Here is a 21791-nt window from a genome sequence, read left to right on the forward strand (position 1 = left end):
AACGGGGCCCCGGGGGTGGTGGTTGGTGGGTCCCCGCACATTCGGGCTAGGGGGGTGTGATGTTTGGTCCCTGCGCCGGGCCCGGGGGGGGGGGCGCGCCGCGGGTGCCGGCGGCTCGCCTCCTCCTCGACGGCTCAGCCCTTCTGTTCCACCCGCACCCAGTCCACCTCCACCTGCACTCCCCCGCCCGCGATCCGGTCCACGCTCGACTGGGGCAGGCCCCAGTAGGGAGTGGTGACCTGGTTCCAGCCGGCGGGGTACGCGCCCCCCAGGGCCAGGTTCAGGATCACGTACTGGTTGTGGTCGAAGACCCACTGGCCGCGCGTCGACTCCAGCTTGTTGCGGGTCGTCTGCTGGACGAGGCGGTCGTCGACGTAGAAGTCCATGCCGGTGGGCGTCCACTCCACCGCGTAGGTGTGCCACTGGTCGGCACGGCCGCCGTTCGGGTAGGTCTGGCGGGCGCCGATGTTGCCGTCGGCCGAGTAGCCGGGGCCGTGCAGGGCGGTGCTGGTCCAGTCCGCGTAGCCGACGTTCTCCATGATGTCGGTCTCGCCGGAGGACGGCCAGGAGAGGGACGGGTCGTCGACGTTGCTGCCCAGGAGCCAGAACGCGGGCCAGAAGCCGTCGCCGACCGGCAGCTTCATGCGGGCGCTCACCCTGCCGTAGGTGAAGTCGAATTTGGTGTTGGTGTCTATGCGGCCCGACGTGAAGTCGTACGTGCCGCCGCCCGCCTGGGTGCAGCCCTTGCAGTGCTTGGCCCGAAGCACCAACGCGCCGTTCTCCAGGCGGATGTTGTCCGGGGAGTCGACGTACGCCTGGGACTCGCCGTTCACCGAGCCCATCTCCGTGCCCGTGCGGACCACCCGCCACTTGCCGCGGTCCAGTGACGGCGCGGTGAAGTCGTCGAAGAAGGTGGTGCGGTACGTGCCGGGCTGGTCGCCCGGCAGCGCCGGGTACGCCGCCGCCGCGCTGCCTCCCGTGCCCCAGACCTCGAACTCGTAGAGGGAGTAGCCGAACTGGGCCGTGTGGGGCGCCGGGTTGTGGAAGGAACGGCGTTCCTTGCCTAGCATGCGGACGTAGCGGCCGGTGGCCGGGGTCGGGAGGCGGACCGAGTCGTGGCGGCCGGTCGCCTCGCCGGGTGACTTCACGTCCGCGCGGCGGGCCGCGACCTCGGCGGCCGTCGGGCGGTACACCGTGCGCCAGGTGCGGTTGTCGTCCGAGACCTGGAGTTCGTAGTCGACCGCGTAGGCCGCCTCCCAGTACAGGTCGACGGTGTCGATCGTCGAGGTCGCGCCCAGGTCGACCGAGACCCAGCGGTTGGCGTTCCAGTCGCTGGACCAGCGGCTCACGTCCGCCTTCAGGTCGGCCGGCCGGCCGCCGTCCGTGACGAAGGCGGGCGAGTTGCCCGCGTGCTGGTAGAAGTTCGCGTACGCCGGGTGGTTGAGGGCCAGGTTGGTGCGCGTGGTGGACGCGGGGGCCGGTTCGCCGCCGTAGACCTTGAAGGAGAACAGGGAGTAGCCCCAGGCGGTGGCACGCTCGACGCCGCGCATGCGGACGTAGCGGGCCGTCACCTCCTGCGGATACGTGTGGGCCGTGACCGAGCCGCCCGTGCCGGCCGTCTCCGTGTAGAACGGGGTCCAGTCGGTCCCGTTGCGCGAGGCCTCCAGGACGTACCTCTTGCCGTACGCCGCCTCCCAGTCCAGTACCACCCGGTCGACGCGGATCGTCGAGCCGAGGTCGACGCGGATCCAGGCGTCGTCGGCGAAGTTGCTCGACCAGCGGGTACCGCCGTTGCCGTCGAAGGCCAGGCCGGGCGCGGTGCCGGCGTTCTCGCTGCCGGAGGCCGTGACGGAGGACGGGACGGCCGCGTAGGCGGAGGCGGCCCGGTCGGTGTCCCAGGCCGCCACCGCCGACGGCCCGGCGACGGCGGGTGCGGTGAGGCCGGGTCCTGCGGACAGCAGGGCGACGGCCGTCAACGCGGTCACGAGGAGGCGGGGTGTGCGGAGCTGCATGCGGGTCTCCTTACGCGCGGATGTCGTGGTGATTGCCGTACTGATTGCCGTGCTGCGGGGATTGGCGTGCACCTGACAGGCAAAGTGAAATGTCGGGGAGCCGTGGTGGACGCGGACTCCCGCGACCGCGCCCACCACGGGGTCTGTCGACCCGCCGGGCCCTTACGCCGCCTCGCGCACCCGGCCCCGGTGGTCGCGGACGATCTCCGCGTAGCGGTGGCCGGAGCCCTTGATCGTGCGGACCTGGGTGGCGTAGTCGACGTGGACCAGCCCGAACCGCTTGTCGTAGCCGTACGCCCACTCGAAGTTGTCCAGCAGCGACCAGGCGAAGTACCCCGCCAGCGGAGCCCCCTTGCGGGCCGCCGACGCGCACGCCGCCAGGTGCTGCTCCAGGTAGGCCCGGCGCTCGGGGTCGTCGATCGTCCCGTCCGGGCGGACCACGTCCGGGAAGGAGGAGCCGTTCTCCGTGACGTACAGCCTGCGCGGGCCGTACTCCGAGGTCAGGCGCAGCAGCAGTTCCTCGATGCCGCTCGCGTCGATCTCCCAGTCCATGCCGGTGCGCGGGACGCCGTCACGGCGGACGGTGCGGACCTGGGGGGCGGGGGCGGTGGGGTCGTCGGCGACCGTCTGCGGGAAGTAGTAGTTCAGGCCCAGCCAGTCCAGCTCCGCTCCGATGGCCGCCATGTCGCCCGGCTGCTCGGGGAGTTCCACGCTGTAGACCTCCCGCATGTCCTGAGGGAAGCCCCGGCCGTGCACCGGGTCCAGCCACCAGCGGTTGGTGTGGCCGTCCATGCGGCGGGCCGCCGCCAGGTCCTCCGGCCGGTCCGTCGCCGCGTGGATCGTGGAGAGGTTGTTCACGATGCCGACCTGGGCGTGCGGGGCCGCCGATTTGATGGCCTGCATGCCCAGACCGTGCGCCAGCAGCAGGTGGTAGGAGGCCCGGACCGCCGCCGTCAGGTCCGTCCAGCCGGGGGCCATCTTGCCCTCCAGGTGGCCGATCCAGGCGGAGCACAGGGGCTCGTTGAGCGTCGCCCAGTGGGACACGCGGTCGCCGAGGCGCTCCGCCACCACGGCCGCGTAGGCCGCGAAGTGCTCGGCCGTCTCGCGCTCCGGCCAGCCGCCGCGGTCCTGGAGCGCCTGGGGCAGGTCCCAGTGGTAGAGGGTGACCGAGGGGGTGATGCCCGCCTCCAGCAGCCCGTCGACCAGTTCGTCGTAGAAGGCCAGGCCCTTCGGGTTCACCGGGCCGTCGCCGCCCGGTACGACGCGCGGCCAGGCGATCGACAGGCGGTAGGCGTTGGTGCCCAGCCGGCGCATCAGGTCGATGTCCTCGCGCCAGCGGTTGTAGTGGTCGCAGGCGACGTCGCCGTGGTCATCGCCCGCGATCTTGCCCGGGGTGTGCGAGAACGTGTCCCAGATCGACGGCGAGCGGCCGTCCTCCGCCACGGCTCCCTCGATCTGGTACGCCGAGGTGGCCGTGCCCCACAGGAAGTCGTGCGGGAGTGCGGCGAGGTCGATGGTCACGGAAGTCCCTTCGGATACAGGAGCGTTGGTCACTTGACGGCCCCGGCCGTCAGCCCGGCGACGAGATAGCGCTGGAGCAGCAGGAAGCCCGCGACCACGGGGACGCTCACCACGAGCGAGGCGGCCATGATCTGGTTCCAGTACACGTCGTTGAGCGTGGAGTAGCCCTGGAGGCCGACCGCGAGGGTGCGGGTGGTGTCGTTGGTCATCACCGACGCGAAGAGCACCTCGCCCCAGGCGGTCATGAAGGCGTAGACGGCGACCGCGACGATGCCGGGGATCGCGGCCGGCACGACGACCTGCACCAGGGCGCGCAGCGGGCCGCAGCCGTCCACCAGTGCCGCCTCGTCCAGGTCACGCGGCACCGAGTCGAAGTAGCCGATCAGCATCCAGATCGAGAACGGCAACGAGAACGTGAGATACGTCAGGATCAGGCCGCCCCGCGAGCCGAACAGCGCGATGCCGGTGGCGTTGCCGATGTTGACGTAGATGAGGAACAACGGGAGCAGGAAGAGGATGCCCGGGAACATCTGCGTCGACAGCACGGTGACCGAGAAGACGCGCTTGCCGGGGAAGTCGTAGCGGCTGACGGCGTAGGCGGCGAAGACGGCGATCACCACCGAGCAGACCGTCGCCGCGCCCGCCACGACGAGGGAGTTCACGAAGTACTTGGCGAGCGGGACCGTCGACCAGATGTCGATGTACGGGCGGACGGTCAGCTCGCTGGGCAGCCAGCGGAACGAGCTGGAGACGTCCTGGAGCGGCTTGAGGGAGCTGGAGACCATGACGTACACCGGCAGCAGGACGAAGCCGGTGAGCAGGGTCAGGAAGATCCGGCGGGTCCACAGGAAGGAGCGGGGCGCCGCCATCGGAGACCTAGACATGGGTGGACCTCCGGCCACGTGACGTCAGCAGCAGGTACACGCCCGTCACGACGAGCAGGAAGAGCAGCAGCAGGACCGACATCGCCGAGCCGGCGCCGAAGTTCCAGGTGACGAACGACGACTGGTAGATGTGGATGGAGATCAGGTCGGCCGCCGCCGGTGCCGCCTTGCCGAACAGGACGTACGGCGTGTTGAAGTCGTTGAAAGTCCACAGGAAGAGCACCAGGACCAGCACCTGGTTGACCGGGCGCAGCGAGGGCAGGGTGATGCGGCGGATCTGCTGCCAGACGCCGGCGCCGTCCAGCGCCGCCGCCTCGTACAGGTCCCTGGGGATGTTCTGCAGACCGGCCATCACGATCAGGAAGGCGAACGGCCAGCCCTTCCAGACCGAGACGACGAGCAGGGCGATGAAGCTGTTGTCGCCGATCAGCCAGAAGGAGGGCTTGTCGGTGAGGCCCAACTGGTCGTGCAGGACGTGGTTCACCAGGCCGTTGTCGTGCTGGAACATGAACGCCCAGGTGATGACGGCGGCGTAGACGGGCAGCGCGTACGGCACCAGGAACAGCGCGCGCAGCAGGCCCCGGCCGCGGAACGTGTCCTGCATGCAGATCGCGGCGGCGGTGCCGAGGAACCAGCACAGGCCGACGGACAGGATCGTGAAGGCGCAGGTGATGAGGAACGAGTCGAGCAGCGCCTGGCCGACGGGGGCGTCGAAGTCCACCGACATGCGGTAGTTGTCGACGCCGGTCCACGGGGCGAGGCTCCAGTCCCGGATGTAGAACTGGGTGAGTTCCTTGAAGCTCATCACGATGCCGATGACCATCGGCACCAGGTGGACCAGGAGTTCGAGGGCCAGCGCGGGGAGCAGCAGCAGGTAGGGCAGGCCGATCCGGCGGATCCGCCCGGTGCGGCGGCGGGGGCCGCGCGCCGCACCGGGGGAGTTCTTGCCGACCGTCCGCTCACCGGGCCGTGCCGAGGCGGTGGTGGTGGTCATGGTGGTGTCCGGGCTCACTTCGTCGGCATCTGCTGCTGGGCCTTGGCGAGCGCGGCCTTCACGGACTCGGTGGTCACCTCGCGGCCGGCCGCGGCGTCGGCGAACAGCTCCTTGACCGCCGTGCCGACGGCCGTCTCGAACTGGGACTCGTCCGGGACCTGGGGCAGCGCGGAGGCGCTGCTCGCCAGGGTCTCGCGCAGGACGGCCGTGGCCGGGGAGTTGAACGCCGCGTCGGACTGCGCGGCCTTGACCGGCGGTATGGAGCCGTAGGCCTTGTTGAGGATCTTCTGCTCGGCGTCACTGGTCATGAACTTCACGAACTCGGTGGCGCCGTCGATGTTGTCGGAGTTCTTGAAGACCGCCATGTTGATGCCGGCGACCATGGAGTTGGTGTTGGTGCCGGTGCCGGGCTCGCCGGACTGGACGGGGGCCGGGGCGACGCCCCAGTCGTCCTCCTTCATGCCCATCGACGCGAAGGTGGCCGAGGCGGTCTGCCAGAGCACCATCGCCGTCTTGTCCTTGGCGAAGTCGCTCAGCGACTGGTTCTGCGCGTACTCGGCGTTGCCCGGGGCGATGATCTTGTCGCCTGCCATCAGGTCGACGTACTGCTTGACGGCCGCGACCGCGCCCTCGGAGGTGAAGTCGGGCTTGCCGTCGGCGGTGAAGAAGTCGGCGCCGTGCTGCTTGCCGAGGACGAAGACCTGGTGGATGTTGTTCGACAGGTTCGAACCCTCGGCGCCGAGGCCCCACTTGCCGTCCTTGGAGATCTTCTTGCCGGCCTCGACCAGCTCGTCCCACGTGGCGGGGGGCTGCGAGATGCCCGCGTCGGCGAACATCTTCTTGTTGTAGTAGAGCGCGTAGGCCATCGAGTACAGCGGCACGGCGGCCGGGTCCTGGCCCTGGACGCCGGTCGAGCCGAGGGCCGAGTCGACGAAGCGGTCCTTGCCGCCGATCTTGTCGAGGTTCTTCGCGTCCCACGGCAGCAGCGCGCCGGTGGCCTGGAGGGAGGCGCTCCAGGTGTTGCCGATGTTGAGCACGTCCGGGCCCTGTCCGGACGTGGTGGCGGTGAGGATCCGGTTCAGCAGGTCGGACCAGGGCACGACCTCCAGCTCCACCTTGATGCCGGTCTGCTTCTCGAACTTGTCGAGCTCGGGCTGGAGGACCTTCTTGTCGACCTCGACGCTGGCGCCCTGGTTGGAGGCCCAGTAGGTCAGCGTCTTGGGCGAGTCGTTGGACCCGCCGCCCGAGGCGGAACCGCCTCCGCAGGCCGAGGCGGTGAGAGCGAGAGACAGGGTGACGGCGCCTACGGCCGCGGCTCGGATGCTGCGCATGGCTCCTGGTGTCCCTTCCGGGAGTCGAGAAGTCCGAGGACGGCCCGGAGGCGCACGACGCCCGTTCGCGTTCACGCTCCGAAGCCCCTCATGGCTTAATTTAGGACGTGAGTTAAACCTCAAGAGAAAGGCCCGTCAAGATGTCCGGCAGCGTCTCTTGGCAGGTTCGGCGGGACACGGCGCGTACCGGAGGGCCAGGAACGGCGGGCGGGCCGCCGATGACCTGGGACTACGGTCCGGACCTGCGAGGGGTCCGGCCGGGGTGCCGTTGTGCAACGGTTGGGTCTCGACCGGCCGCGGGCCCCCGAGGAAGCGCCCAACTCCTGTAACCCGCCGCCCCGTCGGCGACGCCCTGTCCACCAGTCGGACCTACGCCGAGTCGCGGACGACGAGTTCCGGATCGAATATCACCGACGTCGGCTCGGCGCGGGTGCCCCTGATGTGCTCGTCGAGCAGACGGGCCATCGTCGCCGCCATCTCCTCCACCGGCTGCCGCACGGTGGTGAGTCGGGGCCGGCAGGTGACGGCCACGCTGGAGTCGTCGAAGCCGACGACGGCGACGTCCCGCGGGACCCGGCGTCCGTGGTCGCGCAGGACCTGGACGGCGCCCTGGGCCATCAGGTCGTTGGCCGTGAACACGCCGTCCAGCTCGGGGTGTTCGGCCAGCAGCGAGGTCATCGCCGCCATACCGCTGTCCACCGTGAAGCCGCCCTCGGCGACCGGCAGGTACGGGTGCCCGTGCCGGGCCATGGTGTCGCGGAACCCGGCGAGGCGTTCCTGGCTCGCCGCGACCGCCAGCGGGCCGGCGACGGTGACGACGCGGCGGCAGCCCCGGGCGAGGAGATGCTCGGCGGCGAGCCGGCCGCCGTCCCGGTGGGCGAGGTCGACGTAGCTGAGCGCCACCGGACGCCCTGGCCGGGCGAACAGCACCGCCGGCAGCCGGGCGTCGGCGAGCAGCGCGGGCAGCGGGTCGTCGGGGTGCGTGGAGACCACCAGCGCGCCGTCGGCGCTGCCCTGACGCAGATACGTCACGACCTCCTGCCGGGCCTCGGGCGTCTCGGCGAACATCAGCACCGGGTGCATCGAGCGCGGCCTGAGATGCCCGACCACACCGCCGGCCACGCGGCCGAAGAAGGGGTCGGCGAACACCCGCGTGGCGAAGGCGTCCTGCTCTGCGTCGGAGGCGTCGCCCGCGCCCGAGACGACCAGGGCCACCGTGGTGGTGCGCCGGGTGACCAGGGAACGGGCGGCCTGGTTGGGGGCGTACCCGGTCCGTTCGATGGCCCGGCGGACCAGGTCCTGGATGGCGGGGTCCACGTTGCGGACGCCGTTGACGACGCGGGACACGGTGGCCCGGGAGACCCCGGCCTCCCGGGCGACGTCCTCCAGGGTCGGGGCCTGTCTGCTCATGCCCGCACCCTAAAGGGGGGAGCGGGTCAGGGGGTAGAGCGCTCTCCGGGGGTGCGGTTCGCTTGGCTCGCTTCCACCTCCACGTCCGCCGCGAGCGGCAGGTCGCCTGCCGAGCGGCCCGCCAGGACCATGCAGGGGCCCGGCTCGGTGAGCCAGCAGCCGTGGCCGGGTGACCAGTGGCTCAGCGCTCGTGCCGGGATCCGGACCGTCGCCGTCACCGTCTCGCCGGGGCCGGCGTGGACCGGGGTGTACCCGGCGAGCCAGCGCTCCGGGTACTCGACGGATCCCTCCGGGCGGGACAGATACACCTGGACCACCTCCCGGCCCGAGCGGCTTCCGGTGTTGCGCAGCCGGACGTGCACCGTCAGGTCCTCCCCCGCAGGGGTCACCTCCGGCGCCGTCAGCCCCTCGTAGGACCAGGTGGTGTATCCCAGGCCGTGCCCGAACCAGTAGGCGGGCGTGCGGCGTTCACGCAGCCAGGCGCGGTGGCCGATGTGCAGGCCCTCGGTGTAGTCGAGCCGGCCACCGGACGGGCCGGTGGCGGTGACGGGGGCGTCCGTCAGGGCGGCCGGCCAGGTGGTCGGGAGCCGTCCGCCGGGCTCGGCCCGCCCGAAGAGGACGTCGGCCAGGCCGCCGCCGCCCTCCTGGCCGGGAAACCACGCCAGCAGCAGCGCGCCGACCTCGTCCCGCCAGGGCAGCTCCACCGGTCCGCCGCTGTTGACCACGGCCACGGTGCGCGGATTGGCGGCGGCCACGGCACGGACCAGGGCGTCCTGGGCGCCGCCCAGCGTCAGAGCGGTGCGGTCGCGGCCCTCGCACTCGTCGTGCTCGGTGGTGCCGACGACCACCACGGCCGCGTCCGCCTCGCGCGCCACCCGGGCGGCCTGGGCGAGCGAACGGGCGAGGTCCGGGGCGGGCGGGGCCGCGCTGACGACGGTCGCCCTGCCGGTGCCGGGCACCAGTTCGCGCCGGGCCAGCAGCAGGGCGTCCTGTCCGACGGCCAGTTCGGCGGTGGCGTAGTGGGCGGGCGGGTGGACGTGCACCACCGCCGGGTCGTCGGTCAGCGGCGGGAACTCCCCGTCCAGCAGGATCCGGCCGTCCAGTTCGAGGCGCATCCGGCCGAACCCGGCGACGCCCAGCGTCCATCGGCCCTCGACGCGGGGCCGCAGCCGCGCGCTGATCTCGACGGTGTGCGCGCCGGGCACCAGGCGGGGCTCCAGCAACCGTCCGCCGCTCCGCCGCTCCGCGTACAGCTCGCGCCCGGCGGCGTCGAGCACGCGCAGCAGGACACCGGGCTGCCCGGAACGCGGGTCGGAGCAGGTGGCCGCGTCGAGCGGGGGCGGCGGCCCGTCCGGCCGCGGTCCGGGAACGTGGACGACCCGGGCCCGGCCGCGCAGCGCGGCCCGGATGCCGTCCAGGACGGACACCTCGGCGTGCGGGAAGACACCGGCGCTGCCACCGCCCTGCGTGCGGGTGCGCGCGGCGTGCGCGCCGAGGACGGCGACGGTGGGCGGACGGTACGGATGCGGGGAGGTGGTGGTGGGGGGCGACGCCTCGGGGGTGTGGTCCGCCGACTCCAGGCTTCCACCTGGGCGTTCCGGTGCCTGCGGCGTGAGGTCTGCCGGCTCCCCGTCCCCGCCCGGACGTTGCAGCTCCGCGCGTGGCGCGTCCGTGTCAGGGGCTTCCGGGTGGTCCTCGTCCGGGCCGCACGCCCTCAGCCGCTCCACGTCCAGCGGCAGGACCCCCCGGTTGGCCAGCAGCACCGTCCCCGCCGCGACCGCCCGGCGCGCCAGTGCCCTCACCTCGCGTGTTCCCCGTCGCGGGACGGCCGACGGACCCTCCCCCGCCAGGGCTCCGACGCGAGCGGCGAGGCGCAGCACGCGGCGCGCCTTGTCGGCCACGGCGGACTCGGGCACCTCACCCTCGGCCACCGCCCGCGCCAGCGCCTCGCCCCAGGGGCCGTCGGGCCCGGGCATGGCGAGGTCGAGACCGGCCCGTGCGGTGTCCACCGTGCCGCGCACCGCACCCCAGTCGGACACCACGACCCCGTCGAAGCCCCACTCGCTCTTCAGCGGGTCCGTCAGCAGCTCGCTCGCGGTCATGGTCGTGCCGTTCACCGCGTTGTACCCGGCCATGACCAGCCGGACCCCGGCGGCCACGGCCGCCTCGAAGGGGGCGAGGTACACCTCCCTGAGCGCCCGTTCACCGACCCGTACGTCCACGGTGAGCCGGTCGGTCTCGGAGTCGTTGGCCACGTAGTGCTTGGCCGTCGCGGCGACCCCGTGCGCCTGCACCCCCCGGATCAGCGCGGCACCGATGCGGGCGGTGAGGTACGGGTCCTCCGAGAAGCACTCGAAGTGCCGCCCGCCCAGCGGGCTGCGGTGCAGGTTGAGGGTGGGGGCGAGCAGTACGTCGACGCCCTTGCGGCGCGCCTCGGCGGCGAGTACTCCGCCGAGGCGCTCCACCAGCGCGTCGTCCCAGGTGGCGGCGAGCGCCGTGGCCGACGGCAGCAGGACGGACGTGTGCCGCTCGTCCCACGACTCGCCCCGTACCCCCGCCGGGCCGTCCGACAGCACCATCTCCCGCAGCCCTACGGCCGGTTCGGCCCGGGTCCGCCAGATCGTGGCGCCGCGGAGCAGCGACGCCCTGGCCCGCGGCGTCAGCTTCCCCAGCAGCCGGTCGATGTCGTCGGCCTCTTCGTCGCTCGTCCCCACCTGGTCCCGCTCCCTCCTTCGATCAGCCGTGCACAACGTCAGCCGCCCACCCGGAGGTCAGCTGTAGACGCCGAACTCGTACAGCGAGTAGCCGTAACCCGTCCCACGCGCCGTGCCGTCGACCCGCACATAGCGGCCGGTCCCCGAGACCGCGTGGTCGTCGACCCCTCCGTTGCCGTCGGTCACCGTGCGCACCGTCCGCCAGTTCACCCCGTCGTCGGAGGTCTGGATGGTGTAGGCCCGGGCGTACGAGGTCTCCCAGTGCAGTTGCACATGCTTGAAGCTCGTGCGTGTGCCCAGGTCGACCTGGAGCCACTGCGGGTCGCTCCAGTCGCTGGCCCACCGGGTACCGGGGTTGCCGTCGACGGCGTTCCCTGGCGTACAGGGGCAGTCGCCGTAACCGGCCTGGTAGGAGGAGGCGGTGGCCGGTTTGCCGAGGGCGACGTTCGTGCCGTCCACGGCGGGCGGCACCACGCGGATCGACCGGGTCTCCACCCCTACGTTGCCCCTGCCGTCGGTGGCCTTGACGTAGATCTTCCACACGCCGGGCCGGTCGGGCGCGGTGACCTTCAGGCGTCCGCCGCCCAGGTCGGTGACCGGGACCGGCGTCAGCTGCTTGCTCTGGTCGATGTAGTTGCTGTTGGTCAATACCTCGTAGGAGAGCGCGTCGCCGTCGGGGTCGGTCACGCGCGCGGTCAGCACCAGGTCCCGGCCGGCCTGCACCCGCCCCGCGTCGCCGTCGACACCGAACTCGTCGATCACCGGCGGGGTGTTGTCACCGGAGGTGGACGCGCCGTAGGCCCTCTTCACCGCGTAGTACGACAGCCGCTTCTGGCCGGCGGGCAGCAGGTTGAACCAGATGCCGCCGAAGTCGTACTCGGTGCCGTAGTGGAACATGGTCGCGCCCAGCGCGACGCCCCGGTGGCCGGTGATGCAGTTCCAGGCCCGGGTGTAGCCGTCGGCCTTCGCCCGGTCGGTGGGCTCCAGCGGGACGCCGTTGGTGTCGTCGGGCACCTCCCACTCACCGGCCGGTCCGGTCTCGGTGACGATGTACGGCTTGGTGTAGCCGCCCTGCTCCCAGGCGGCCCGGATGTCGCAGACGGCGTCGTAGGAGTTGACCGCGTACAGGTCGAGGTCGGGCGCGTTCCTCTTGTAGTACGGCCAGGCGCCGACCCAGGCGTCGGTGGAGGTGACCGGGTGGTCGGGGTCGACGGCGTGGATCCTCCTGGTCACGTCGTTGACGAAGGTGGTGTAGGCGTTGCGCTGGCGCTCCAGCTCGTCGCCGCTCCAGCAGTTCTGCAGCCCGAGCACGGACTCGTTGCCGACGTTCCACATGAGCACGCCCGGATGGTCCTTGTACTCCTGGACCCATCTGGGGAACTCGGCCAGCATCTGGTTCTTGTACGCCGTGTCCGTCACGTAGTCGACGCAGCCGCCGCTGCCGGGGCCGCCGCCGGGCTGGAGCCAGAAGCCGGCGATGACCTTGATGCCGTGGGCCGCCGCCGAGTCGAGGAGCGGTTTGCTGCCGGCGTCGGTGCCCCAGGTGCGGATGGTGTTGACGCCCATGGACCTGACGTCGGGCATGTACCGGCCGGCGTCGGCGGCGGACGGCCCCCACGTCAGGCCCTTGATCTGGTACGGGCTGCCGTCGACGGTCAGTTGCCAGACACCCTGGCCGCCGGTGACCTTCACGACGCTGCCGGCGGCGTGCGCCTGCGTGGCGGGCAGGGCGGTCAGGGCGCCGGCGGCCAGCAGACCGGCGGTGAGGGGCGCGGCCAGACGGCGCGCGCGGGGATGGGCTCGGCTCATGGTGGGTTCTCCGGTGTGGGGTGGTCGGGGGTGCCGTCTCAGGGGTGCCGTGGGGAACGTGCTGGGTGCCGAGGAGGGAAGGGGCGACCCGGCCGTGGCGGGGGCGTGACCGGCCGGGCCGGCCCGGTCGAAGGGTGACCGTCAGGGCAGCTCGTAGTGCTCGTTCAGTGCCGCGCCCGCCCCGGGATGGGTCTCGTCGTAGCCGCGGGCGTTGCACTGGAGGGCGCCGACGACGCAGTGGTCCACCAGTGCCTTGAGCGTCCGCTCGTCCCAGGCGTTGAAGAAGTCGTAGTGGAACGAGTAGGCCGCACCACTGGCCAGTCGCACCCGCGACAGGTCGCCGTTGACGGGGAACGCCATCTTGAACTCGATCATCGGCAGCGCCACCGGATGGGTGGCCGGGCAGATGTTGTTGTTCGTGCCGGGGTTGACCACCGGGTAGGACATGTGGCTCTGGTGGTCCGGCGTGTCCAGGTACCTGCCGTCCCAACAACTGGGCGCCTGCATACGGATGTTGACCTGTACGTCGGCCCGGTCGGGGCAGTCGGCCGGGAACTCGACGTTGAAGAAGCTGTCGCCGCACTCCCAGCCCTCGACGAAGCCCTTGTGGCCCCGGAACTCCGCGGCGCTCTGCATCGGGCTGCCGACGACGAACCGCAGCCCCTTGGGGAAGGGACGCACGCTCGTGTAGTCGGTGACGCCCGCCTTGTAGTAGATGACCTGCGGTCCGACCGGGAGGACGGGCCGGTCGCCGTCGTACATGGTCGGCATCCAGTACGCCGACCGGTCGCCGGGAGCCAGGCAGGTGGTGCGGCCGGCACCGAGCGAGGCGGTGGTGCTGGCCGCGTCGGTGGTGGTGTTGCCCATGAAGGTGTGGTCGTGGGACCTGCCGGGCTGCTGCGGATACACGATCGGGTCGTCGGGCCGGGTGTGGCTGACCGAGCAGTTGGCCTGGAACTCGTGGAAGTAGCGGTGCGGCGGCTCCTTCGTGGACGGGGTGACACCGGTGACCGGCGGGTTCGCGGGGATGTAGCCGTCACCGTCCGGGTCGTCGGCGGAGGCGGCGACCGAGGCCGCCATGGTGTGGCCGGCGGTGTGGCCGGCGTGTGCCCCGCCGCTCGCGGCTCCGTCGTCGCTCGCCGCGACGCCGCCGACGGCGAGCGAGGTCAGTAACAGGGCGCTCGCGATGAGGACGCCCGAGATGGCTTTCGATCTCCGTGGCATGGAGACCTCCTGAGCTCGTCGATGAGTCTCTGCACAGCCTGCTGGGAGAGCGCTCTCCCGACCGGGAGTGTTGGCGGCACCGCATGAGCGCGTCAAGAGATTCGGCAGAAGGATCAGTGGGCATTTCTCCCCATCTCTTGAATGCAATGCTCGGAGCGCCGGTGCGTCCCACACCGCCGGAAAAACGGCAAAGCCGCCTATGTGCAGTGCATTTGACGCTCCGTCGGTAAAGGAGCCGCGGAGTACTGCCGCACCTCTTGACGCCTGGTTCACACGCCTGAAGCATTCACGCCAAGAGAGCGCTCCCCCACCTCCGTTTCGTTCATTTCCCGAACAAGGAGAGTCGCCCCCATGTCCCCTGCCCCCACAGGTCCTGCCACGCCCGAGCCCTCCGCCGTGCGCCGCCGCACCGTCCTCGGCGCCGCTGCCGCCGCCCCCGTACTGGCCTCGCTCGCCACCCCCGCCTCCGCCACGGCCCCGGCAGGCGGCACCGCCCGCAGGTCCCCGCGCGCCCTGCCGGGCGGCGGCGACCTCGGCCCGAACGTCATCGTCTTCGACCCGTCGACCCCCGGTATCCAGGCCAGACTCGACCAGATCTTCCGGCAGCAGGAGTCCGCGCAGTTCGGCACCGGTCGCTACCAACTGCTGTTCAAGCCGGGCACCTACCACGGCCTCAACGCCCAGATCGGCTTCTACACCTCCATCTCCGGCCTCGGTCTGTCCCCCGACGACACGACGATCAACGGCGATGTCACGGTCGACGCCGGCTGGTTCAACGGCAACGCCACGCAGAACTTCTGGCGCTCGGCGGAGAACCTCGCCGTGGTCCCGGTGAACGGCACCAACCGCTGGGCGGTCTCCCAGGCGGCACCGTTCCGCCGTATGCATGTGCGCGGCGGGCTCAACCTCGCCCCCAACGGCTACGGCTGGGCGAGCGGCGGCTACATCGCCGACAGCCGGATCGACGGGCAGGTCGGCCCGTACTCCCAGCAGCAGTGGTACACCCGGGACAGCGCGGTCGGCGGCTGGCTCAACGCCGTCTGGAACATGGTGTTCTCCGGCGTCGAGGGCGCATCCGGCCAGAGCTTCCCGAACCCGCCGTACACCACGCTCAACACCACGCCCGTCTCGCGGGAGAAGCCGTTCCTCCACCTGAGCGGCAGCGAGTACCGCGTCTTCCTGCCGGAGAAGCGCACCAACGCGCGCGGCGTGACCTGGGGCAACGGCACCCCGCGCGGCACCTCGCTGCCGCTGTCCCAGTTCTACGTCGCCAAGCCGGGCGTCTCCGCCGCCACCCTCAACCAGGCCCTGGCGGAGGGCCTGCACCTGCTGCTGACGCCGGGCATCTACCACGTCGACCAGCCGATCCAGGTGAACCGCGCGGGCACCGTCGTCCTCGGCCTCGGCTACGCGACGATCATCCCGGACAACGGCGTGACCGCGGTGAAGGTCGCCGACGTGGACGGGGTACGCCTGGCCGGTTTCCTGGTCGACGCCGGGCCGGTCAACTCCCCGACCCTGGTGGAGATCGGCCCGAGCGGCAGCTCCCGGGACCACTCCGCCGATCCGATCACCGTGCAGGACGTCTTCATCCGCATCGGCGGCGCGGGCCCCGGCAAGGCCACCACCAGCATGGTCGTCAACAGCCGGCACACGATCATCGACCACACCTGGATCTGGCGCGCCGACCACGGCGAGGGCGTCGGCTGGGAGACCAACAGGGCCGACTACGGCCTCGTGGTCAACGGCCACGACGTGCTGGCGACCGGGCTGTTCGTGGAGCACTTCAACAAGTACGACGTGCAGTGGTTCGGCGAGCGCGGCCGCACGATCTTCTTCCAGAACGAGAAGGCGTACGACGCCCCGAACCAGGCCGCCATCCAGAACGGCTCGATCCGGGGCTACGCGGCCTACCGCGTCGGCGACAACGTCACCGCGCACGAGGGCTGGGGCATGGGCAGCTACTGCTACTACAACGTGGCCCCGTCGATCGTGCAGCACCACGGCTTCGCCGCCCCCGTGCGCTCGGGCGTGCGCTTCCACAACCTGCTCGTCGTCTCCCTCGGCGGCAACGGGCAGTACGCGCACGTCGTCAACGACACGGGAGCGCCGACCTCGGGGACGTCGACGGTGCCTTCGACGGTGGTGTCGTTCCCGTGACCGCGCGCCGAGGGCGGCCCCACCCCCTCTGCGGAGGTGGGGCCGCCCTCGGCCCTACCGGCCGGCCGTCGCCGTCGCCGTCGCGTTCACCGGCGCCGGTGCGTACCCGGTGGGCCGGGCGGTGAAGGTGCCCCGGCCCTGGGTCCGGCTGCGCAACCGGGTCGCGTAGCCGAACAGTTCGGCCACCGGCACGGTGGCGGTGACGACCGCCGAGCCCGCCCGGGTCGCCGAGCCGCAGACCCGGCCACGCCGGGCGGCGAGGTCACCGAGGACACCGCCCACGGCCTCCTCGGGCACGGTGACCGTGACCTCGACGACCGGCTCCAGCAGCGCCATCGCGCAGACGCGCAGGGCACCGTGCAGACCGGACCGTCCGGCCGTCCGGAACGCCATCTCGGACGAGTCCTTCACATGGGTCGCCCCGTCGGTCAGGGTCACGCGCACCCCGGTCACCGGATGCCCGCCGAGCGGCCCCTCGGCCAGGGCGTCCCGGCAGCCGGCCTCGACGGCACGCACGTACTCCTGCGGTACGCGCCCGCCGACGACCGCCGAGCGGAACTCGAACCCGCTCTCCAACGGCTCGACGTCCAGCACGACATGGGCGAACTGGCCCGCTCCGCCGTCCTGTTTGACATGCCGGTGGACGTGGCCCACCACACCACGCTCGACCGTCTCGCGGTACGTCACCCTGGGCCGGCCGACGTTGACGTCCAGCCCGTGGCCGCGCCGGAGCTTCTCCACCGCCACCTCCAGGTGCAGTTCGCCCATGCCCGACAGCACGGTCTGCCCGGTCTCCGGGTCGGTCCGCGCGACCAGCGACGGGTCCTCCTCGGCCAGCCGGGCGAGTGCCGTGGCCAGCCGGTCGGCGTCGGTGGACGTACGGGCCTCGACGGCCACGGTGACGACCGGTTCGGCCACGCTCGGCGGCTCCAGGACGAGTGGTGCGCCGGGCGCGCACAGGGTCGACCCGGCGCGGGCGGACTTCAGCCCGACCACGGCCACGATGTCGCCCGCGACGGCCCGGTCCACCTGCGCGTGCCGGTCGGCCTGCACCCGCAGGATCCGCCCGATCCGCTCGGTGCGCCGCGCGCCCGCCTCCCACACGGTGTCCCCCTTCTCCATCGTCCCCGAGTACAGCCGGACGTACGTCAGTCGCCCCGTCGGTGTGGCGCTCACCTTGAACGCCAGTGCCGCGAGGGGCGCCTCGGGATCGGCCGGGCGTTCCTCGCCGCCGGTGCCGCGCACCGGCGGCACGTCCAGCGGTGACGGCAGATACGCCACGACCGCGTCGAGCAGCGGCTCGATACCGCGGTTGCGGTACGCCGAGCCGCACAGGACGACGACGCCGTCACCGGTGCGCGTGAGGTCCCGCAGGGCCGCGGCCAGGGTCCGCCGCGACAGTTCCGCGGCGGCGCAGAACTCCTCCAGCGCGTCCGGGTGCAGCTCGGCGACCGCCTCCTCCAGGAGCCGTCGCCGCCGCCGCGCCTCTTCCAGAAGGTCCGGCGGAACGGGTCGCGCCGCCGCGGTCTCGGCACCGTCGGCCCAGGTCAGCGCCCGCATCCCGACCAGGTCGACGACGCCGGTGAAGCCGTCCTCGGTGCCGATCGGCAGCTGCACGACCAGCGGAGCCGGGTGCAGCCGGTCACGGATCGAGGCGACCGCCGTGTCGAGGTCGGCGCCCGCGCGGTCCAGCTTGTTGACGAACGCGATTCTCGGTACGCCGTGCCGGTCGGCCTGCCGCCACACGGACTCGCTCTGCGGCTCGACGCCGGCGACGGCGTCGAACACGGCGACCGCCCCGTCCAGCACCCGCAGCGAACGTTCCACCTCGTCGGCGAAGTCGACGTGCCCGGGGGTGTCGATCAGGTTGATCCGGTGTCCGTCCCAGGCGCAGCTGACGGCCGCGGCGAAGATGGTGATGCCCCGGTCGCGCTCCTGGGGGTCGAAGTCGGTGACGGTGGTGCCGTCGTGGACCTCACCACGGCGGTGGGTGGTGCCGGTGGCGTAGAGGACGCGTTCGGTGAGGGTGGTCTTGCCCGCGTCGACGTGGGCGAGGATGCCCAGGTTGCGGACGGCGGTGAGGTGTCGGTCGAATGCGGTGCGCACGGCCCTTGGCCTTTCGGGGTGATGTGTGTGCGTGGGCAGCGCGATGTCCGGACGTGACGTGGAGCGGCGGGCGGGCGCGGGGTGTTGATCGACCACCGACGCACGCGCGCTGAGGCTCAGATGTCCGTCACGGCCCTCCGGTGCCGGCCGCGCAGCGGGCACCGGGCGGCCGGAGACACGAGGATCACCTCGTAGCGGGAGCGGGGAACGACGACAGCGGCACGCTCACGCACGGCCCGTCTCCCCTCACTCGACTCGCTGTTCGACAACGAGGCGAGTGTAGGGAGGACGGCTCGTGCGCCGCGCGGCATTTTCGGGGCCTACGGCCTGTCCGATGTGTAGAAGTGCCGCCGGACCCGTCGCAGCCAGTCCTCGGCGGCCCGCTCGTCGGGCTGTTCGGGCAGTGCCCCGCGCGTCGCGTCGAACGCCGCCTCGAAGTGCCGCAGCAGCGGCAGCGCCGCCGACGGGTCGGCCGCGGCCTGCTCGCCGAAGGCGTGGTAGCTCTCGGGGTCCTCCACCCGGATGGTCAGCCGGCCGGTGGCGTACAGCTCGTAGCCCTGGGTGCACAGCCGCTTGAGGTGGCGGGCGTGCTTGGCGGTGCGCCTGCGGGTGTCCGGGGCGTCGGTGCGGCTCCGGAGCTTGCGGAACTGCTGCGTGGCGTACCCGAGATACGCGTCGCGGACCCGGCGGGCGCCGAGGAGGGTCGACCGGATGCCGATCAGCTCGTCACCGAGGGGGGTCCTCACCTCGTACAACTCCTCGGGCAGCCAGACGAGTTCCATGACGGTCGGGTTGCCGCCGAGCGCGAGGCGGCACCACTTGGCCGCCTCGTGCAGGGTGCGGTCGGGTGCCGTGGTGACGTGGGACTCCTTCGGGCCGTGCAGGCCGTGCAGGGCCTCGGTGGGTGCGGCGAACATGCCGAGCCGGTCCACGTCGGAATCCTCGCGGGCGAGGCCGTACGCGGTCGAGCCGACGACGCCGGACAGCAGGATGTTGGTCACGGTCACGGAGGCCCCCCGGTGTCGAGTCGCGCGCCCTTCGTTTCGGTGGCACGGGCGGCGGCGGACCGTCATGATGCCGCGTCCACCGGGCCGACGGCCTGCCATTTTCCGCCCGCCGGACGCGTACGGCGCGACCCTCGGGTTCCCCCAGCGTTCACAGCCGCATCACATCCAGGTCTTCAAGCGCGCCCGGTCTCGAACTAACGTCCAGGGGTCGATCACCCCGATCACCCCGATCTTCACGAGTGAGGTTCCGATGTCCGCACGACATGCCCTCGTCAGCCTGGCCCTGCTGCCGGTGCTGGCCGCCCCGACGGCCGCCCAGGCGGCGACGGACGGCCCCCACGCGTCGTCCCACAAGGCGCGCTTCGACCTCCAGGCCCACCGCGGCGGTCTCGGCATGACGACCGAGAGCACCCTGCAGGGCTTCGGCAAGGCACTGCGGCTGGGGGTCTCCACGCTGGAGATGGACACCCAGGTCACCAAGGACCGCAAGGTGGTCGTCACGCACGACCGGCAGGTCAGCGCGCAGAAGTGCCGGGACACGGGACCGGTCGTGCCGGGCGACCCGCAGTACCCGTACGTCGGGAAGTACATCAAGGACCTGACGCTGGCGCAGATCCGGACCATGGACTGCGGCTACCAGCAGCTGCCCGGCCACCCCGAGCAGGAGCAGATCGAGGGCGCCCGGATGGCCGAACTCCGGGACGTGCTGAACCTGGTCAAGCGCTACAAGGCCAAGGACGTCACGCTCAACATCGAGACGAAGGTCGAGGCGGGCGCGCCCGAGCAGACCGCGCCGCGTGATCTGTTCGTGCGCCGGGTGTTCGAGGAGATCCGCGCCTCCGGTCTGGAGCGCCAGGTCAGCGTCCAGTCCTTCGACTGGGGCGCGCTGAAGGCGATGCACAAGCTGGCGCCGCGGTGGCCGCTGGTCGCGCTGACCAACTACGACTTCCTCCAGGTCGGCAAGGACGGCGCCTCCCCCTGGCTCGGCGGGATCGACGCCGACGACTACGACGGCGACTTCGTGAAGGCCGCCGCGACCGTCCCGGGCGTCAAGGCCCTCTCCCCCAACTACGGGTTCCCGCAGAACGGCAAGATCGGCGACCCCGGCTTCCGCTTCTACCCCGACCGCGCGATGATCGACAGCGCGCACGAGCGGGGCCTGAAGGTCATCCCGTGGACCTGCGACGACCCGGCGACGGTGGCGGCGCTCATGGACATGGGCGTCGACGGCATCATCACCAACTACCCGAACCACGTCCGCGAGCTCATGGCCGACCGCGGGATGCGGCTGCCGAAGCAGTACTTCCCGCGCCACTGACCCGGAGCACCCCGGCGCGGGCCGGGCGGACGTCCGGCCCGTGGACGGCGTATCGTCGCCGTCGACGGCCGGTGATCACAGGGGTGGGCCCGGCGGGGCGTACAGCACTTGGGGGTGTCCGTGGCCGCGCGTCGGTTCCGCGACCGTTTCCGGCGACGGCCCTGGCGGGGGCGGGACGAGGACGGGCGGACCGCCTGGACCCGTGGGCGCATCACCGTGGCCTTCTCCCTGCTGGTCGCGCTCGTGCTGCTCTTCCCCTCCCTCGTGCCGGGCACACCGGGGAACGTGGGTGGCCTGACCGAGAACTTCCTGCCCTGGCTGGGCGTACCGGTCGTGGCGCTGCTCGCGGTGGCCGTGGTGCGCCGCTCGGCGAGCGCGCTCACGGCGGGGTTGGCGGCGACCGTGGTCTGGTGCGCCGTGTTCGGTCCGTCGCTGGTGCCCCGGGAGCCCGGTGCCCACGACCTGACGGTGGTCCAGCACAACGTCAGCGACGAGAACGAGGACCCGGCGGCCACGGCACGGACGCTCCTGGCCGCCGATCCCGACCTCATCGCCCTCGAAGAGCTGACGGAGCACGCCCTTCCGGCGTACGAGAAGACGTTCCGGGCCCGCTACCCCCACCACGCGATCGTCGGCACGATCGGCCTCTGGTCCCGGTACCCGCTGACGGAATCGGCACGGGCCGACATCAGGCCCAAGGGGGTGCCGGGCGACTGGAACCGAGGGCTCCGGGCGACCGTCCGCCTGGCGCCGCGGCACGACGTCGCCGTGTACGTGGCTCACCTGCCGTCGGTCAGGATCAGACCGGCCGACGGGTTCGACACCCGGTGGCGCGACGAGAGCGCGGGACTGCTGGGCGAGAAGCTCGCCGGTGACCGGTCGACCACGGTGATCCTGGCGGGCGACCTCAACGGCACGACACGGGACCGGGGACTGGCCCCGCTGACGTCACAGCTGGACTTCCCGGACGAGGACTTCGAGTTCAGCTGGCCCACCGCGTTCCCCGTCTCCAGGATCGACCAGGTCATGACGCGCGGAGCGACGGTGACCGACATACGGACCCTCCGCGCGACCGGCAGCGATCACTTGCCTGTCATGGCGCGGATCAAGCTGGAGGACGAGCGGGCAGGGCGCTCGTAGGACCTGCCCCCGAGGAAGGTCCCTGGTCAGTAGCGGTGCCCGGACCCCCTCCGGTGGCGGAGACCTGACCGCCGTATGGCATTATGTCGCCGCAGCCGATCATGGTCGAAGACCAGCTCCGACGACCACGTGCGCAAGGGGGAATCCGCACATGGGCGGAG

The 21791-nt window shown here is 71.7% G+C and carries 14 protein-coding genes; 3 read left to right on the forward strand and 11 right to left on the reverse strand.

What is annotated here, in order from left to right:
- Positions 1-134 precede the first annotated feature (134 nt).
- The 9 genes from ACFV6X_RS04005 to ACFV6X_RS04045 all read right to left on the reverse strand — a co-directional run bounded on the left by ACFV6X_RS04005 (position 135) and on the right by ACFV6X_RS04045 (position 13899).
- Positions 135-2012 carry a discoidin domain-containing protein gene (locus ACFV6X_RS04005; protein WP_385377228.1) on the reverse strand — a complete coding sequence of 626 codons (1878 nt, stop codon included), beginning with the start codon at positions 2010-2012 and terminating at the stop codon, positions 135-137.
- 162 nt (positions 2013-2174) lie between these two features.
- Positions 2175-3533, reverse strand: a complete 1359-nt coding sequence (locus tag ACFV6X_RS04010) for a GH1 family beta-glucosidase (protein ID WP_385377231.1) — start codon at positions 3531-3533, stop codon at positions 2175-2177.
- 29 nt (positions 3534-3562) lie between these two features.
- The gene (locus ACFV6X_RS04015) at positions 3563-4402 is read right to left on the reverse strand and encodes a carbohydrate ABC transporter permease (protein WP_385377516.1); all 840 of its coding nucleotides are present in this window, start codon (positions 4400-4402) and stop codon (positions 3563-3565) included.
- Positions 4403-4409: 7 nt separating this feature from the next.
- Positions 4410-5411, reverse strand: coding sequence for a carbohydrate ABC transporter permease (locus tag ACFV6X_RS04020; protein WP_385377234.1), 1002 nt, complete (start codon positions 5409-5411; stop codon positions 4410-4412).
- Positions 5412-5425: 14 nt separating this feature from the next.
- Positions 5426-6742, reverse strand: a complete 1317-nt coding sequence (locus ACFV6X_RS04025) for an ABC transporter substrate-binding protein (protein WP_385377237.1) — start codon at positions 6740-6742, stop codon at positions 5426-5428.
- A 369-nt stretch (positions 6743-7111) separates the two neighbouring features.
- Positions 7112-8152 (reverse strand): LacI family DNA-binding transcriptional regulator, encoded by a 1041-nt coding sequence (locus tag ACFV6X_RS04030; RefSeq protein ID WP_385377240.1) that lies wholly within the window; start codon positions 8150-8152, stop codon positions 7112-7114.
- 26 nt (positions 8153-8178) lie between these two features.
- Entirely contained in the window at positions 8179-10866 is a 2688-nt protein-coding gene (locus ACFV6X_RS04035) for a glycoside hydrolase family 3 C-terminal domain-containing protein (RefSeq protein ID WP_385377243.1), read from the reverse strand.
- 57 nt (positions 10867-10923) lie between these two features.
- On the reverse strand, positions 10924-12675 hold the full coding sequence (locus ACFV6X_RS04040; protein WP_385377246.1) for a discoidin domain-containing protein: 1752 nt from the start codon (positions 12673-12675) through the stop codon (positions 10924-10926).
- Between the two features lie 141 nt (positions 12676-12816).
- On the reverse strand, positions 12817-13899 hold the full coding sequence (locus tag ACFV6X_RS04045) for a DUF1996 domain-containing protein (RefSeq protein WP_385377249.1): 1083 nt from the start codon (positions 13897-13899) through the stop codon (positions 12817-12819).
- 351 nt (positions 13900-14250) lie between these two features.
- Here ACFV6X_RS04045 and ACFV6X_RS04050 point away from each other — a divergent pair, with 351 nt between their 5' ends.
- On the forward strand, positions 14251-16059 hold the full coding sequence (locus tag ACFV6X_RS04050) for a coagulation factor 5/8 type domain-containing protein (protein WP_385377252.1): 1809 nt from the start codon (positions 14251-14253) through the stop codon (positions 16057-16059).
- A gap of 54 nt (positions 16060-16113) precedes the next feature.
- Here the strand turns inward: ACFV6X_RS04050 and fusA are convergent, their stop codons facing one another.
- Together fusA and ACFV6X_RS04060 are read right to left on the reverse strand one after the other, a co-directional pair.
- Positions 16114-18165 (reverse strand): elongation factor G, encoded by a 2052-nt coding sequence (gene fusA, locus ACFV6X_RS04055; protein WP_385377254.1) that lies wholly within the window; start codon positions 18163-18165, stop codon positions 16114-16116.
- Between the two features lie 320 nt (positions 18166-18485).
- Positions 18486-19172 carry a DNA polymerase beta superfamily protein gene (locus ACFV6X_RS04060; RefSeq protein ID WP_385377257.1) on the reverse strand — a complete coding sequence of 229 codons (687 nt, stop codon included), beginning with the start codon at positions 19170-19172 and terminating at the stop codon, positions 18486-18488.
- A 250-nt stretch (positions 19173-19422) separates the two neighbouring features.
- Here ACFV6X_RS04060 and ACFV6X_RS04065 point away from each other — a divergent pair, with 250 nt between their 5' ends.
- Both ACFV6X_RS04065 and ACFV6X_RS04070 read left to right on the forward strand, forming a co-directional pair.
- Complete coding sequence (locus ACFV6X_RS04065) at positions 19423-20490, forward strand: glycerophosphodiester phosphodiesterase family protein (RefSeq protein ID WP_385377259.1); 1068 nt, start codon at positions 19423-19425, stop codon at positions 20488-20490.
- A gap of 120 nt (positions 20491-20610) precedes the next feature.
- Positions 20611-21630, forward strand: coding sequence for an endonuclease/exonuclease/phosphatase family protein (locus ACFV6X_RS04070; RefSeq protein WP_385377262.1), 1020 nt, complete (start codon positions 20611-20613; stop codon positions 21628-21630).
- Positions 21631-21791 lie beyond the last annotated feature (161 nt).

Origin of the sequence: Streptomyces sp. NPDC059861, from assembly GCF_042731435.1 — a bacterium.
Lineage (GTDB): Bacteria > Actinomycetota > Actinomycetes > Streptomycetales > Streptomycetaceae > Streptomyces.

What these genes read in the sequence shown, in the direction of transcription:
- ACFV6X_RS04005 (WP_385377228.1), bottom strand. Translation starts at nt 2,012, where the DNA reads ATGCAGCTCCGCACACCCCGCCTCCTCGTGACCGCGTTGACGGCCGTC.
- ACFV6X_RS04015 (WP_385377516.1), bottom strand. Translation starts at nt 4,402, where the DNA reads ATGGCGGCGCCCCGCTCCTTCCTGTGGACCCGCCGGATCTTCCTGACC.
- ACFV6X_RS04020 (WP_385377234.1), bottom strand. Translation starts at nt 5,411, where the DNA reads ATGACCACCACCACCGCCTCGGCACGGCCCGGTGAGCGGACGGTCGGC.
- ACFV6X_RS04025 (WP_385377237.1), bottom strand. Translation starts at nt 6,742, where the DNA reads ATGCGCAGCATCCGAGCCGCGGCCGTAGGCGCCGTCACCCTGTCTCTC.
- ACFV6X_RS04030 (WP_385377240.1), bottom strand. Translation starts at nt 8,152, where the DNA reads ATGAGCAGACAGGCCCCGACCCTGGAGGACGTCGCCCGGGAGGCCGGG.
- ACFV6X_RS04040 (WP_385377246.1), bottom strand. Translation starts at nt 12,675, where the DNA reads ATGAGCCGAGCCCATCCCCGCGCGCGCCGTCTGGCCGCGCCCCTCACC.
- ACFV6X_RS04045 (WP_385377249.1), bottom strand. Translation starts at nt 13,899, where the DNA reads ATGCCACGGAGATCGAAAGCCATCTCGGGCGTCCTCATCGCGAGCGCC.
- ACFV6X_RS04050 (WP_385377252.1), top strand. Translation starts at nt 14,251, where the DNA reads ATGTCCCCTGCCCCCACAGGTCCTGCCACGCCCGAGCCCTCCGCCGTG.
- ACFV6X_RS04065 (WP_385377259.1), top strand. Translation starts at nt 19,423, where the DNA reads ATGTCCGCACGACATGCCCTCGTCAGCCTGGCCCTGCTGCCGGTGCTG.